Origin of the sequence: Pseudoalteromonas sp. TB64 (assembly GCF_000498095.1) — a bacterium.
GTDB lineage: Bacteria > Pseudomonadota > Gammaproteobacteria > Enterobacterales > Alteromonadaceae > Pseudoalteromonas.
Genome location: NZ_AUTQ01000264.1, coordinates 1 through 15,640, shown reverse-complemented (window position 1 = coordinate 15,640; position 15,640 = coordinate 1). Strand labels below are relative to the sequence as shown.

General features: G+C 38.0%; 15 protein-coding genes. 10 read left to right on the top strand and 5 right to left on the bottom strand.

Annotated features, from left to right (window positions below):
- Nucleotides 1-30 precede the first annotated feature (30 nt).
- Both L647_RS0122145 and L647_RS0122140 read left to right on the top strand, forming a co-directional pair.
- The gene (locus L647_RS0122145) at nt 31-624 is read left to right on the top strand and encodes an ABC transporter substrate-binding protein (protein WP_024612948.1); all 594 of its coding nucleotides are present in this window, start codon (nt 31-33) and stop codon (nt 622-624) included.
- Between the two features lie 220 nt (nt 625-844).
- The gene (locus L647_RS0122140) at nt 845-2,182 is read left to right on the top strand and encodes an ankyrin repeat domain-containing protein (RefSeq protein WP_024612947.1); all 1,338 of its coding nucleotides are present in this window, start codon (nt 845-847) and stop codon (nt 2,180-2,182) included.
- A gap of 100 nt (nt 2,183-2,282) precedes the next feature.
- Here the strand turns inward: L647_RS0122140 and L647_RS0122135 are convergent, their stop codons facing one another.
- The 5 genes from L647_RS0122135 to L647_RS0122115 are packed head-to-tail and all read right to left on the bottom strand — an operon-like array spanning nt 2,283 to nt 5,802.
- The gene (locus tag L647_RS0122135; protein WP_024612946.1) at nt 2,283-2,726 is read right to left on the bottom strand and encodes a DUF2069 domain-containing protein; all 444 of its coding nucleotides are present in this window, start codon (nt 2,724-2,726) and stop codon (nt 2,283-2,285) included.
- The gene (gene wrbA / locus L647_RS0122130; protein ID WP_024612945.1) at nt 2,723-3,277 is read right to left on the bottom strand and encodes an NAD(P)H:quinone oxidoreductase; all 555 of its coding nucleotides are present in this window, start codon (nt 3,275-3,277) and stop codon (nt 2,723-2,725) included. Before wrbA ends, L647_RS0122135 begins: the two co-directional genes overlap by 4 nt.
- The gene (arsC, locus tag L647_RS0122125; protein WP_024612944.1) at nt 3,277-3,624 is read right to left on the bottom strand and encodes an arsenate reductase (glutaredoxin); all 348 of its coding nucleotides are present in this window, start codon (nt 3,622-3,624) and stop codon (nt 3,277-3,279) included. Before arsC ends, wrbA begins: the two co-directional genes overlap by 1 nt.
- Before the next feature lie 53 nt (nt 3,625-3,677).
- A complete protein-coding gene (locus tag L647_RS0122120) occupies nt 3,678-5,135 on the bottom strand; it encodes a M48 family metalloprotease (RefSeq protein ID WP_024612943.1) in 1,458 nt (485 codons plus the stop codon).
- A 1-nt stretch (nt 5,136) separates the two neighbouring features.
- Nucleotides 5,137-5,802 carry a hypothetical protein gene (locus tag L647_RS0122115; protein ID WP_024612942.1) on the bottom strand — a complete coding sequence of 222 codons (666 nt, stop codon included), beginning with the start codon at nt 5,800-5,802 and terminating at the stop codon, nt 5,137-5,139.
- Between the two features lie 147 nt (nt 5,803-5,949).
- On the opposite strand from L647_RS0122115, the gene L647_RS0122110 reads away from it, so the two are divergent.
- The 8 genes from L647_RS0122110 to L647_RS0122075 form a co-directional block, all read left to right on the top strand.
- On the top strand, nt 5,950-6,168 hold the full coding sequence (locus L647_RS0122110) for a hypothetical protein (RefSeq protein ID WP_024612941.1): 219 nt from the start codon (nt 5,950-5,952) through the stop codon (nt 6,166-6,168).
- On the top strand, nt 6,161-7,237 hold the full coding sequence (locus L647_RS0122105; protein ID WP_024612940.1) for an AI-2E family transporter: 1,077 nt from the start codon (nt 6,161-6,163) through the stop codon (nt 7,235-7,237). The genes L647_RS0122110 and L647_RS0122105 overlap by 8 nt, the downstream gene beginning before the upstream one ends.
- Before the next feature lie 135 nt (nt 7,238-7,372).
- Complete coding sequence (locus tag L647_RS0122100) at nt 7,373-9,628, top strand: aminotransferase class V-fold PLP-dependent enzyme (protein WP_024612939.1); 2,256 nt, start codon at nt 7,373-7,375, stop codon at nt 9,626-9,628.
- A gap of 368 nt (nt 9,629-9,996) precedes the next feature.
- Complete coding sequence (gene pgi / locus L647_RS0122095) at nt 9,997-11,643, top strand: glucose-6-phosphate isomerase (protein ID WP_024612938.1); 1,647 nt, start codon at nt 9,997-9,999, stop codon at nt 11,641-11,643.
- Nucleotides 11,644-11,921: 278 nt separating this feature from the next.
- Nucleotides 11,922-13,394: a glucose-6-phosphate dehydrogenase gene (gene zwf / locus L647_RS0122090; protein WP_024612937.1), complete on the top strand. Its 1,473-nt coding sequence runs from the start codon at nt 11,922-11,924 to the stop codon at nt 13,392-13,394.
- 3 nt (nt 13,395-13,397) lie between these two features.
- Nucleotides 13,398-14,108, top strand: coding sequence for a 6-phosphogluconolactonase (pgl, locus tag L647_RS0122085; RefSeq protein ID WP_024612936.1), 711 nt, complete (start codon nt 13,398-13,400; stop codon nt 14,106-14,108).
- A 346-nt stretch (nt 14,109-14,454) separates the two neighbouring features.
- Nucleotides 14,455-15,159 (top strand): SapC family protein, encoded by a 705-nt coding sequence (locus L647_RS0122080; protein ID WP_024612935.1) that lies wholly within the window; start codon nt 14,455-14,457, stop codon nt 15,157-15,159.
- Between the two features lie 128 nt (nt 15,160-15,287).
- Nucleotides 15,288-15,640, top strand: a 353-nt coding sequence (locus tag L647_RS0122075) for an isoaspartyl peptidase/L-asparaginase (RefSeq protein WP_024612934.1), incomplete at its 3' end; no start/stop codon positions are given.

Genomic DNA, 15,640 nt, shown 5'->3' with positions numbered 1-15,640 from the left:
GACATATTAATCACACAGACAAAACATATTATGAAACTCATTAAACTTTTACTACTTGCTACTGCATTTTTAAGCAGCTCGGTTTTTGCTAAAGAACAAACATCTCCTGATCAATTGCTTGAATCAGTAGCCAATACATTATTTTCTGACATTGCCCAAGTAAATGCCAAAGGTAATGCAAGCAAAGAGGCAATGTCGGCAATCGTATCAAAACGTTTAATGCCACATATAGATGTTAAGTTTGTGTCGTTTAAATTATTAGGTAAGCACATCAAAGGCATTGAGCGTGAACAAGCCGTTCGCTTTATTGATGCAGTAGATCATTACTTAACAGGCACTTATGCTGGTGCATTAATGAAGTACACGGGTCAAAAAGTAGTATTTGAAAAAAATAATGCAAAAAGTGACTCTGAATACGCGACAGTTAATACGCAAATTGTTGAACCAAACGCACCAACAATCGACTTAAGTTTTAAGCTTCGTTTAGGCAAAAATGATGAGTGGAAAGTATACGATATTGTTGCTGAAGGTATTTCGTTACTAAGTGCTAAACAAAAAGAGATTACTCAGCGTATTTCGGATGTTGGTTTAGAGCAAGTAATTACAGAATTGAAGAATAAATAACCCATATTTGTCTGGCTCTGATTAAGCACAGCTCCAACCAAAAAAGCAGCCAAGTACTTATGTACTCGGCTGCTTTTATATTTTTGCTTATTCATCGACTTAGGGCTAGCGTGGGGATCAGGGTGTGCTAGAATATTCACTCTTTGATTAAGCGTGGTGTCAGCTAAAAACTGCTATAACTGACCACTTACCCAAGCTACACTGGAGTTGTGTTGTTTTAATGGAAAATGTACTGATTTGGCCAAAGGAATACCCATTACTTATTAAAGGGCTTGTAGAACAAAACGGTGCCTTTATTTTAGATGCTTTGGAAGCCTGGCCTGCTTGTCGTTCTACAGATGAAGATGATGGTGTATGTACCACTGTTTTACCGCCTATTTATTATTTGGCGTGGTTAACGCCGTTAGAACCTTTTGAAGAGTGTTTCTTTCAACATATTTCTGAATATGACGAAGACGCGCAAGCGTATATTAGTGCGGTTAAAAACCATTTTTATGATAATGAATATACCCCTGAAAGCTTAGTATTAATGCTTTGCCAGCGCTTGGAGCAATATGCAAGTGTTGCTGCGCAAAATGCTATTGCTACACCTCAATCTTTACTAAGCCTGTTTTTTAGCAAACGTTATTTTACGCTCATTGAACATGCTTTAAATAATGGCAGTAAGCTTTCTGCGGTTGATACTTTAGCGCTATGGAAAGAACTCGATTTTAGAGATCGCCTAAGTACTTTTATTCCTGAATCAGTTGCAGACTTAGAAAAACTATCTGAGCTTGCAAGTGAAAAAGTAGCGACAGGAAAAGATTACTTTACGTTACTTACGCAGGTTTCCCCTGATGTTGACTCTGTTGTATTGCTTGAAAAAGCACTACTAACGCACTTACGTAAAAAAACAGCTAAGCAAACTATGGCAATGCGTTTTATTGAGCAAGGTGCTACAGGTACTCTTGCTGATGAAAACAACAAAACAGCATTTATGTGGGCGGCCGAGCGAGGTTTTGTAAGTGTAGTTGAAACGCTTCTTACAAAACAAGACAAAAAAGTGAGTGATAATTTAGGTAACACAGCCCTACATTACGCGGTGCTTTCTAAAAATGAATCGTTAATGGTGTTGTTAATTAAAGCCGGTTACGATTTTAGAACTCGAAACAAGGAAGGCTTAAGTTGCTACCGATTAGCGGTTAGTATTAAAGCTACTAATTTAGTGAAGTGCTTAGAGCGCGATTTTGGAATTAAAGAATTGTCGCCAGATGGGCAGTTTGCTCGAATTAAAAAAGTACATGCGTTACATGCTATTGTTACGTTACTTTTCCCTTTGCAGTTGTTTTTCTTTTTTGATGATACGCTCACGGTTAAAAGCGAATTAACGCTTGGTTTAACGATGCTTACCGTTATATGTTTTTTCTTTGCGATGAGCCTTAAGCGCTGTGCTTTGTATCCTCATATTAAACATCCATGGGGTCTGTTTGTTTTAAGAATATTTTCTTTAATAAGCTTAGTTGCTCAGCTTGGTTTGGCGAGTATTGTAACGCTTGCGGCATTGAGTGATTTGGTTTAGTTAAAGTTACTTATGTGATAATAAGCTAAAAAATTAGTAAAAAACGCGCTGAAATTTATTTTAGCGCGTTTTTTTATGTTTAAATTAAACAAATATATTGTTATTTATTGTGCTCATTTGCCGCTTTTTCTTCTGCAAGTTCTTCTTTAAGTTTACGAATTTTTAAACCAAGCTCTTGACCGCGATGCCTTGCGTAATATGTACAGCCAATAAACATTGCCGATGCAAATACTAGTTCTAACAATACCCATATTAGCTCATCTGGTGCTACCCAAAGCATGGTAAGCCCATGAATAAAATACAGCATTACAATAAAGTTAGCCCATGCATAGGTGTATGTGTTGTCTTTAATTATTCCTCTAAGCGGGAGTAATAACGGTATAATTGGCAGAAAAAGAGAAACCACATCAAGCGGGCCTTCTTGAGGAGGCACTATATACATCCACAGTGGCATTAAAATAAACAACCCAATATAGCCAATGAGGGCTGTGCGTTGAAATTTAATTGTTATCGGCTTTTTAGCTGGAATATCAGCTGTATTCATTTAAGTTTTCTCGCTATTTGAGTGAGGCGTTTGCCCACACTTTGACATATTTTAATTTCGTCTTTACTTAACTGCGAACTATTACTGCTGCCTGCAACATGGCTCGCACCGTAGGGCGTTCCGCCTGTTTGTGTGCCAAGTAGTTCAGGGACATCGTACGGCACGCCAAGTAACATCATTCCGTGATGTAGTAGCGGTAGCGATAAGTTGAGCAAGGTTGCTTCATTGCCGCCATGCATACTACTTGATGACGAAAATACACATGCAGGTTTATCTATTAGTTGACCTTTTAACCATAAATCGCTGGTGGTTTCCCAAAATATTTTTGCCTGAGAAGCCATCATACCAAAGCGAGTAGGGGTGCCAAATGCAAGTCCATCACAATCTATTAAATCATCTTTACTTATCACAATGTCGTGTGCATTTTTTGCTACAAAAGTGCGAAGCAGTGCTGTGGCACCTTGCTGTTCTATCGATTCAGCTATTTCGTGCGCCATTGCTTCAACTGAACCATGGCTTGAGTGATAAAGCACTACTATAGTTACACTCATTATAAAACGCTTAGTACGTTTTCTGGCGGGCGACCAATTGCTGCTTTACCATTGTTAACCACAATAGGGCGCTCAATCAGTTTTGGGTTTTGCACCATAGCGTTAATAAGTGCGTCTTCGTTTGCTTCATCTTTTAAACTAAGTGCTTTGTAGTCGTCTTCTTTTGTACGCATTAGTTCTCGTGCAGATGTAAAGCCTAGCTGATTTATAAGCGTTGAAATTTGCTCGTTAGTTAACTGTGTTTTTAAATATTCTACAATACTTGGCTCTATATCATTACTTTGAAGTAACGCTAGGGTTTCGCGAGACTTAGAGCAACGTGGGTTGTGGTAAATAGTAACAGACATAAAATGTATCCAAAGTGTGAATTGCCTCTATTTTAGGGCAAGCGCTTGCAGACTTAAAGTCTTGCAAGCTCTTTTTGTAAACGTCGGTACTGAGTAAGCAGTGCTTTTAAGCGTTGTTGTTTAACAAGCTCAGTTGAATCTACAAAATTAAGTGCTTTTTGCACTTCGTCAGCCGCTTTTAAATATGCACCATATTGCGATAATACATCTGCGTTAGCTTCGTGGTAGGCGGCTAATTTATCTTGTTCTTTGTAGGCATCAGCAAGTAGTTGTTTACCTAAGTTGTGATCGGGCTTTTCAAGTAAGAAACTCTTAAGAATATTTTCGGCAAGCTGATACTGCTTAGCTTCAAGCGCAGCATTGGCATAATTAAGCGTAATTACTTGGTTATTGGGACGATATTGATTTAAATTAGCTAAATACTTAACGGCTTCATCAGGTTTTTTTTGCGCTATAAGTAAATCTGTATGTGTATCTATATAAAATAGGTTTTTAGGGTCGCTTTTTAAAAGCTCATCTAAAATTGGAGCCGCTTCGTCTAGTTTTTTCTGATCAAGCAAGCTTATGGCTAAACCGTATTTTAACGCGGTGTTATTATATGTGTTTTCGCGAAGTAGTTTTCTAAATAAGTTTTCAGCTTCTTCCGGTTTATTGTCGTAGCGCGCAAGTACTCTACTTTTTGCTAAATTAAACTCAAGGCTTGCATTCATAAGGCGAACAGGAAATTGTTGCGCACGTAAGCGTACGTCTGATACACGACTCTCTGGTAATGGGTGAGTTAGCAAAAATGCAGGTGGCTTATATTTATAACGTATTTGTGCAGCTAGTTTAGTTAAAAACTCGCTTGAAGCGCGTGGATCAAAGCCTGCATTATTAAGTGTTTGCATACCTATTCGGTCAGCTTCTTGCTCAGCAGAGCGACTATGCGTTAGCTGACTAAAAGCCGATTGTGTTTGGCTTGCTGAAATAATCGCAATACCTGCATCTGGCGCAACAACAGTGGCTAATATACCGGCAATCATACCTGCAATAGTAAGGGCGCTGTTATCTTGTTGTTGTTGAATTCTGCGCGCTAAATGACGTTGAGTAACGTGGGCAATTTCGTGACCAAGTACTGAGGCAAATTGACTTTCGTTATCTGCTTGAGCTATTAACCCTGTGTGCACACCTACATGACCACCGTAAAACGCAAATGCATTTATTTCAGAGTTGTTTATCCAAAAAAATGAAAATGGAAAACGCACATCGTTCGCGTTGGCGACTAGTTTACGACCAATAGTCGTTAAGTATTCGTCAAGTACAGGGTCGTTTATTACCGGTGATGAACCACGTATTTGCATCATCATTACTTCGCCAATCGCTTGTTCTTTTTCGAGCGGAAGAGCTTGTAATGCAGAAGTTCCTAAATCAGGAAGTGTAAAGTTAGTTTGCGCCTTTAAAGGCTCGCTTACTAACAGACTAAACGTAAGCGCGGCACTGCATAAAGTGATAAAGGCTGATTTTAGCTGCATTTTATTCCTTGTTAATTTTTTCGCCAATAGCAATTTTGGCAATGTCTATTTCGTCGCTACTTGCACGGCTATCTTTTTCGCACAATTGATAGAGTTCTTTTATTGTGACTCCATCTAGCTTTACAACGTTCAATTCACGCTGCAAAAAAGTGATAATTTTATGCACTACTTTATGTGCGTGTAAAATAATGGCTTTATCTGCTTTGTCGCCGCTTTCAAAGTAAAAACCAATAAACTTATGTAATTGGTTTATTCTAATCAAATTTTTCATTGAAAGTGGGTCCCATACTTTAAACTCTACAAAGCGGTTACCTTTAATGTATTGATCAATAATTACGTCTTTAGCATAAGGTTGGGCCCAAAGCTCAAACCCTCTGTCAGTAAACACTTGGTGCAGCGCTATACGTGGCTTATGTTTAGTATGAATTTCGCCAAGGTTATCTTCATAACCCTCTAGTAAATCTAAATTCCAATTACGCTTATCAATTAAATTTTTAACAGCGTTATCAAACCCATGCTCTAAAATCCCTTCAGATTCGCTTATTGATGAGGCAACAAGGTGATAAAAAGGAGGTAACTCTCCCCAGTTTATCTGTTTTTTAAACCAATTAATCTCTTTGAGTGTTGGATTACTTGGCAGTTGCGCTTTATTATGCGTGCCGGGCATTAACTTATCCTTACTGCTAACTATGGTGTAAGGATAAACCATTGCAGTGGTTGTTTTAAGAAAAAGTTACCTTTGTTCACGTGTTATAAATTACTAGACCGTGGCGATACGACTTATTATTCATTTTAACACGTTGGTAAAGCGAGTATGTTGAAACAAGATTTGCGAATTTATAAGTGTCCTCAACAGTTTATTCAGTTTAAATTAGGACTACGTAAAGCATTATCATTACAGCAAAGCATTACGTTTAGTTTGAACAAGGGTGAAGCCGCAGACGACATAGAGCGGTTTTTGCAAAAAAATGATTATAATTATAATTTAAATAAACAACAGGGGTTGTTATTAGTGGAGCTATTACGTGTTTGAGTATGTAAAAACGTGGTACGAAAGGAAGTTCTCAGATCCTCATTCGTTTACCCTATTATTTTTGTTACTGGCATCTGTTGCCTTACTGTATTTTTTTGGCTCGTTAATAGTGCCTGTACTCGTTGCATTGGTAATAGCCTACTTACTTGATTGGCCTGTGCTGCATTTAGAGCGTTTTGGTTTAAAACGATTTACATCCACAATTATTGTAATGCTAATTTTTATTGGCATTATGCTAACGCTTATTTTAGTAATAGGGCCGGTGCTTTGGCAGCAAACGAGTAATTTGGTGCAAGAAACACCGCATATGATTGAGCAAGGAAAGTCATTTTTACTTGCGCTTCCTGAGCATTACCCGAGTTTAATTAATGCCGAACAAGTACAAGTAATAGTGGCAAACGTTGAAGCTAAAGTAGTTGAGTTTGGTCAAGCTGTACTTTCGTTTTCGCTTACGTCTTTAAAAGATGTAGTTGCATGGCTAATTTACCTAGTATTAGTGCCGCTACTTGTGTTTTTTATGCTTAAAGACAAACTTGAGCTAACAAGCAGTGTTGCTACACTTATTCCGCAGCAACGACGTTTAATTTTACAAGTATGGAACGAAATGAATCAGCAAATCATGAATTATATTCGCGGAAAAGTGTTTGAAATTTTGATTGTAGGTGGCACTTCATTTATTGCGTTTACTGTTTTAGATTTACGCTATGCAGCATTACTTGGCGTACTTGTTGGGTTTTCGGTGTTAATTCCGTTTATTGGCGCTGCACTTGTAACCATTCCGGTAGCCGCAGTGGCGTTATTTCAATTTGGATTAGAAACTCAATTTTGGACTATTTTAATTATCTACGGAATTATTCAAGCACTTGATGGCAACGTGCTTGTACCTTTACTCTTTTCAGAAGCAGTCGATTTAAACCCTGTGTTTATAATTGTTGCGGTGCTGTTTTTTGGTGGCTTATGGGGTTTTTGGGGGGTGTTTTTTGCGATACCGCTGGCTTCATTAGTAAAAGCATTAATAACAGCGTGGTCATCTACCCACGAAGAAATTGCTAAAGAGCTCAGTGAATAATTAAGTAAACAGACTTTTAGTATAAAAAAGCATAGTAAACGCACCTCTAGTGCTAATTGATTATTACTCATTACCTTTAAATTTATGTACTATTGGTAATAAGATATATTTTTTAGTAATAAGGTGCGTTTTTTAATGTCTGAGTTTTTATTGCAAGATGAACCAGCGAAACAAGTTTATCTTGACGCAAACGCAACAACTCCCGTGTTGCCTTGTATCGCTGATGTAGTTTCTCATACCATGCAAATATGTTTTGGTAACCCCTCAAGCCCGCACATTACAGGTATTCAAGCCAAACATTTATTAGAACAAACCCGCCAAAAAGCACGTACAGTTATTGGTGCGACCGATGGCGATATTTTGTTTTTATCTGGCGCGACCGAAGGTATTCAAACCGCTGTTGTTTCTACACTGATTAACGCTAAAAAACATAATAAAAAAAATCCAGTGTTGTTATATGGTGCTACAGAGCACAAAGCGGTACCAAATACGTTAAAGCATTGGAATAGTGTGCTTGAAATTAACGCCAAAGTACTTGCCATTCCTGTTGATGGTAACGGTATTTTAGATTTAGAGTTTATTGCTCAACATATTGATGATGCATTAATGATATGCACTATGGCAGTTAATAACGAAACCGGTGTATATCAAGACTTAAAAGCAATAGAGCACACAATAAGAAGCCGCAATAGCGATGTGTCGTGGATGGTTGATTGCGTTCAAGCGCTGGGTAAGCAACAGCTAGCACTTAGCGAAACAACAATAGATTATGCACCGTTTTCAGGGCACAAACTCTATGCTCCAAAGGGAATAGGGCTTTTATATATTCGCAGTGGTAGTGCTTATACTGCTTTTATTGCGGGTGGCGGGCAAGAAAACGGTATGCGCTCAGGTACCGAAAACCTACCAGGTATTGCAGGGCTTAATAAGTTATTCAGTTTATTGCTTGATAAAACCGACTCAACATTCAAATCAACTGATGTATTAAATATCTACAGAGATCAATTACATTACGCGCTAAGCGATACATTTGGTGATATTACATTTAATCATGATTTTGCTTATTCGGTGCCTACAACACTTAACTTTGCAGTTAATGACTTAACAAGCAAAGAGGTGATTGATTTATTTGATGCAGCAGGAATTCGTGTTAGTGGTGGGTCTGCTTGCAGTACAGGTGCATCAACAAGTTTTGTGTTAGATGCAATGGGGGCAACAACGTGGCAAAGCGAAAATGCGATTCGGTTATCGTTTGGACCTGCAACTACTGAGCAAGAGATTGCACACGCATGCAGGTGTATTAGAGTGCTAAAACCTATTTTACAAGCAAATTGTTTAATAGTGTCAGACAGCACAACACCAACACAAGAAGTGTGTGCACTTGGCTTAACACAATTTAGACATTTAGGGGCATGTAGTTGGTTATACGTAAGCGATAATAAACAAGCGGTAATAATTGATCCAATAAGTGAGCTGATCCCTCGCTTTGAAAAAATCGCAAATACGCAAAACTTAACAATAGCTGCAATTTTAGATACGCACGCACACCAAGACCGTAACCCAGCAGCCGCTATATTAAGAAGTGTTTTAGCATCGCGTTTAATTGAGACTGACGTTGACGAATTAGGTTGGTCAACGCACAGTAAATCCATTGAATTAGATAACGATATACTTGAAAAAATAGCAACGCCAGGTCACAGCAAAGATAGCGTAACCTACATATTAAAAAGTAAAAGTGGGCAGGCACGTTATTGCTTTTGCGGAGACTTAGTTTTACCAGCCGGTTTGGGCAATACCAAACTAGAAGGGGGAAGCGCTTATAGCATGGGGCAGTCTTTAGTTTTACTAAACGAACAACTTTCAAATAATAGCGTAATTTGCTCCGGGCACGACTATCAACAATGCTTTGCTATGAACTGGTATGTGCAGCAGCAACAAACCCCCTTACTCAATGAACTACTTTCGGGTGATATAACGGTTGATGAGTTTGCTGCAAAAAAAGAGCATTACGATACACAAAAGCAAGTTAGTAGTACGCAGTTATGTGGCTATGTTGATGCAATACCGAGTGTGACAACGTTGCAACTCACTTTTGATGCTGCAAAAACGATGTTAAATAACTATAATGCATTTTTAATAGATACACGAGAACCTTACGAGCACGGTGCTAATAATGTAGCTCAGTTGTTTAATAGTAATAGTGATAAAACGCTAAATATTCCGTTAAGTCGAATGGCAAATGCTATTGTAGAAGGTCAGCTCAATAAAAATAATAGTTATATATTACTGTGTCGAAGTGGCAACCGTTCAAAGCTTGCTGCTACAAATTTATCGCAGCTTGGCTACAAAACTGTTTATAACCTCAATGGTGGTTTAGCGCTTAGCTACTAATTAATTATAAAAAATATTGAAGGTCAGCTTTATAGCTGACCTTTTTATTTGTTCTATATTAGCAAATAGCGATTACTTGAATTTAACGGTATATTAAAATTCATTAATATTTCATTTTAAACAATTAAACTATGCCAGTGCCTTTAAAATTGCGGGTCAATTAATTTATAAAAATTTTATGATACCGGTGTCAAAAGCAAAAAAGTGCGTTATCATCTGCACCTGAAATTATAAAAACAGCATTTTTTTTTCATTATTCGTTATACTAAGAACGCTTTATTTACGTATAAATGAGCACTTACAAATGTGTTGCTTTTATAAAAAAGAAATATTAAATCAATTAGTTGAAAAACTTAGGGGATAATTAAATGTCTAACCGATCGCAATTAGCAAGTTGGCAAGCGCTTGAGCAAAGTGCAGCAAAGATGAAAAAAACACATCTTAAAACATTATTTGCACAAGACGATTCGCGTTTTTCTGAATTTTCGACCCAAATTCCGGGTGTATTATTCGACTACTCAAAACAGCTTATTGATAAAAATGTTTTTGCTCAGTTAATTTCACTTGCCAAAGAGTGTGACATTGCCACGTGGCGTGAAAAAATGTTTAGCGGTGAAAAAATTAATATCACCGAAGAGCGTTCAGTATTACATACAGCCCTTCGTAACCGTGCACATACACCACTTGTTGTTGATGGTGAAAACGTAACGCAAGCGGTAGATAACGAACTAGCAAAAATTAAAGTATTTGTTGAAAAAGTACGCAGTGGTAAATGGGTAGGCTACACAGGTAAAGCTGTAAAAAATGTGGTTAGCATTGGTGTTGGTGGATCAAACCTTGGTCCGCAAATGGCAACTGAAGCATTAAAAGCATTAGCTGACGACACCTTAAATATTCATTATGTATCTAACGCCGATGGCGTGCAGATTGCGTCTGTTTTAAAAGCAATTGACCCTGAAACAACATTGTTTGTTATTTCTTCTAAAACATTCACTACATCTGAAACCATGACTAACGCTAAAACAGCCGTTGACTGGTTTTTAGAAACCGCAAATGATAACAGTGCTGTTGCAAAGCACTTTGTTGCGGTAAGTACTAATTTAGAAAAAACAGCCGCTTTTGGCATTAGCGACGAAAACGTATTTACTATGTGGGATTGGGTTGGCGGTCGCTTTTCTCTTTGGAGTGCGATAGGCTTACCGATTGCTTTGTATTTAGGTTTTGAAGCATTTGAAGCTATTTTAGAAGGGGCATTTGAAGTTGATGAACACTTTAAAGCTGCGCCTTTGGAGCAAAACGTACCGTTAATTATGGCGCTTTTAAGTGTATGGAATACCAGCTTTTTAGGTTACACAGCACAAGCTATTTTACCGTATGACCAAGCACTTCATATGTTGCCTGCTTATTTACAGCAAGGCGAAATGGAAAGTAACGGTAAACACGTAAACTTTGCTGGTGAAACAGTGCCGTACACAACAGTTCCAATTATTTGGGGTATGACTGGTATTAATGGTCAACATGCATTTTACCAGTGTTTACATCAAGGTAATGTAGTTGTGCCAGCTGATTTTATAGCATCGGTTAAACCACAAGTAAGTGTTGATAAGCACCATGATATTTTATTATCTAACTTCTTTGCACAAACAGAAGCGATGATGACCGGTGTAGATGCAGCGCAAATAACTGCTGATTTAACCGCTAAAGGTAAATCACAAGCGCAAATTGATGAACTGCTAAATCATAAAATTCATCAGGGCAATCGTCCTACAACATCTATGTTATTGGATACTGTAGATGCTAAAACAGTAGGTCGCTTAATTGCACTGTACGAGCACAAAATATTTTGCCAAGGCATTATTTTAGAAATATGTTCGTTTGATCAATGGGGTGTTGAACTAGGTAAAGGGTTGGCATCTAAAATTGAAAGTGAACTGACAGATGAAAGTGTTAAACACAATCACGACAGTTCTACAAACGGCTTAATGGCGTACTATAAACAACACCGTACGCAGTAATAAATTAGCTTACGCAACTAAAGTAAGCAAACCGAGTACCTTTGAACGGGTAGCGCTGGAGTGCTTAGGGTCTGTATTTTTGTGAGAGGAAATACAGGGCCCCTAAGGCTCATTTAACAAGCGCAGATGATCAAATAATAAAAACATCATCAATAAAGAACAATTCAGTAGGCTTTTGTTTAAACATACTTATAAAAGCTAACATCATCCAATAAGTAAACAGGCATACCATACTGCCGGTGCAGTCGTAATAGGTATCCTAAACGTAGAGAGTAACTATGCTTAATCCTTTTGATATTATAATTTTTGGGGGCGGTGGTGATCTTGCGTTACGCAAATTACTACCAGCAATGTATCGAGCATATCAAGAAGGTAATTTACCTGAAGGCTCACGTATACTACCAACTGTTCGCGAAGAAGATAAGCGAGCTGAGTACATAGAAACAGCGCACCAAGCATTACAAGAATTTTTAAGTAAAGGCGAATTTAACGCTAAAGATTGGAAAGCATTCTCTACCTTTTTAGTACCTGTAGTAAGCAACGTTACGGAAGCTGACGACAATTGGGATGTGTTAAAAGGTATTTTAGATGAACACGAAAGCACTAAATCACGTGTGTTCTATTTATCACTTCCACCTGCTGTATATGGCACTTGCTGTGAAATATTATCTACAAAAGGCTTAGTAACACCAACATCTCGTGTTGTTGTTGAAAAGCCAATTGGCTATTGCGGCCAATCTGCTGAGGCAATTAACTCTAAAATTGCGGAGTTTTTTGAAGAAGAACAAATATTCCGTATTGACCATTACTTAGGTAAAGAAACAGTACAAAACTTAATGGCACTACGATTTTCAAATTCATTATTTGAAAACATGTGGGACGCTAAATCTATTGATAACATCCAAATTAGTTTGTCAGAAACAGTAGGGCTAGAAAGCCGTGCAGGTTTTTACGATAAAGCGGGTGCACTACGCGACATGGTTCAAAACCATTTACTTCAGTTATTATGTTTAGTGGCAATGGAAGCGCCTAATAAACTTAATGCGAATAGTATCCGCAACGAAAAATTAAAAGTATTAGAAGCACTTCGCCCAATTGATGGCAGCGATGTTGATGAAAACATTGTACGTGGTCAATATGTACCGGGTGACTTAAACGGTAAAATTGTACCAGGTTACTTAGAAGAGCTAAAAGAAGGTTCTAGTAAAACGGAAACGTTTGTAGCTATTCGTGCACACATTGATAACTGGCGTTGGGCAGGTGTTCCATTTTACCTTCGTACAGGTAAACGTATGGCTAAACGCTGTGCTGAAATTGTGGTTGAATACAAAAAAGTATCACACAATATATACGAAGATGATGTAGGTAATATCGAACCAAACCGTCTTGTTATTCGCTTGCAACCAGAGGAAACAATTCAATTAACGCTTATGTCTAAGCGCCTTGATAACCTTCAAATGCAGCTAGAGCCAGTAACAATGAACATTGAGCTTTCACAAGCTTATAGCAATGGTTTTCATTCAGATGCATACAAGCGCTTAATGCTAGATGCAGCTGCAAATAATCCTTCGCTATTTATTCATCGCGACGAGGTTCGTCAAGCATGGAAATGGATTGATCCAATTATCGACCGTTGGCAAGAAAAGGGTAAACCTGCGCTTTACCGTGCTGGTAGTTGGGGACCGGATGATGCTGATGAACTATTGGCAGAAAATAACCATGTTTGGTTTAACACTGGCGATAAGGCATAAGTAATGGCGACACTAGTTGAAAAGTTTTTTAACAGTAAAGACGAACTAACAGCAGAGCTTTCTGCCACGCTTGAGCAATCTTTACGTGATGGTATAGCAAATGATGGACGTGCTGTATTAATGGTCTCTGGCGGCTCGTCGCCAGCACCTGCATATAAGCATTTATCGACGCTTGATTTAGATTGGCAAAATGTTGATGTTGCAATGGTTGATGAGCGCTGGGTAGAGCCAACTCACGAAAAAAGTAACGAAGCTTTTATAAAAAGCACATTACTTCAAAACCATGGTGCTGCTGCAAATTTCATTACTATGAAAAATGAAGCACAAACAGCAGAGCAAGGTACCAATGTATGTGAAAATGCGTTTGGTGCATTAAAACGCCCGTTCGATGTAACTATTTTAGGTATGGGTCCTGATGGACACACTGCGTCGCTTTTTCCTAATGCTGAAGGTTTAGAGAACGGTTTAACGACCGAGAACCTTGTATGCGCTATTAATGCAATACAAAGTGATGTTACAGGAAGTATTACAGAGCGAATGAGCCTGACCTTAAATGCGATTGCACAATCAAAAGTCGTTAAGCTTTTAATTAGCGGTGAAGAAAAGCTCGCTGTTTACAAACAAGCTAGAGCGGATGGTAATGTAAACGACATGCCATTACGCGCTGTACTTAATCACCCAAGTATAAATATTGAGGTGTATTGGGCGCCTTAATTTAAAAGTTAGACGTTTAATGTACATTTAGAAAAGGCAGCTAATTTTAGCTGCCTTTTTGTTTGCTTAAATATCACTCGCTAAAAATAAAGAAATAAGATTTTAAGTGTTAACTTTTGTTAATTAAAACGCTGGGTCTGTATAGGTATTAGCCATGTAACGTATTATTTTTAAGCACATTTTAATTTTATTACTTGTATGTTTTTTGGCAACGTACAGATTTATTTAAATTTTATTTTTTCATGACGGTTGTCATAAAAGTTTCCCTTCCTTTTTGGTTTCAAAAGCATTAGCCTAAAGGTATTAACAATGAATTATATAATTTAAAAATAAACGGAGCAGTATCATGGCGGAGCAACAAGTACAGCCTTTACACAACGAAAAACATGCCGACATTAAAATTAAAAATGGCATCAACGTAGAATTTATGAAAACTCAACATTTAGTGCCAGTAGTTGCACATGAGTTTGCACGTGTAGCAAACGAGTTTCCAATGTCATTCGTTAAAAATAACGAAAATGATACTTATCAAGCCGTTGCTATGTTTGGTCTTGAGCCAGGCGAAAACCTTTTTGTTGAAGATGGTAAATGGACAGCTGCATTTGCACCAATGGCGTCTACTCGTTACCCATTAGGTCTTGTTAAACACCCTGACCAAGATCAATTTGGTATCGTGCTTGATGAAGGCAGTTCACTTGTAGGTAAAGAAGAAGGTAACGCGTTGTTTGAAAACGGCGAAGAAACTGATTACCTTAAACGTCGCAAAGAAGCGCTAGTATCGTTCATTGAGTTTTCTCAAGTGACTGACGCGTTCACTAAATTCCTTGCTGATAAAGAGTTACTAGTAGCACAAACGCTAACAGTAGATATTAAAGGCGAGAAAAAAGACATCAACGGTATTTACCTTATCGATGAGAAAAAATTAAATAGCTTAAGCGATGCAGACTTCCTAGAACTTCGTAAACGCGGTTATTTAGCACCAATTTATTCTTTCCTAACGTCTACACACCAAGTAGCACGTTTAGCGCGTTTAAAAGCTAAACAAGCTTAATTAAAAACACGTTAAATTTAAAAAGCGCCTTAGGGCGCTTTTTTTATGTCATTAAACTCACTTTAGTTGAAATTTTAGCCGGAACAATTCAAATTGTATAAATAGCCTATAAACCCTGAGAGTCCACTATGAAAAAATTATTATTAGCAATTACTGCCAGCAGCTGTTTAACGTTAAGTAATGATGCGTTAAGCGTGGAGGCTCCTTTTGCTATTGCGATTCATGGTGGGGCTGGCACAATCGAAAAAGCACGGTTTACACCAGAGCAAGAGCAACTTTACCGAGATAAACTAAGTGAAGCCGTTGAAACTGGTTACAAAGTACTTGAACTTGGTGGTGAAAGTTTAGATGCGGTTACAGCGGCTATTGAAGTGCTGGAACAGTCGCCTTATTTTAATGCTGGTCGTGGTGCGGTATATACTTATGAAGGAAGCCATGAACTCGACGCGTCAATTATGGATGGACGAAATCGCCAAGCAGG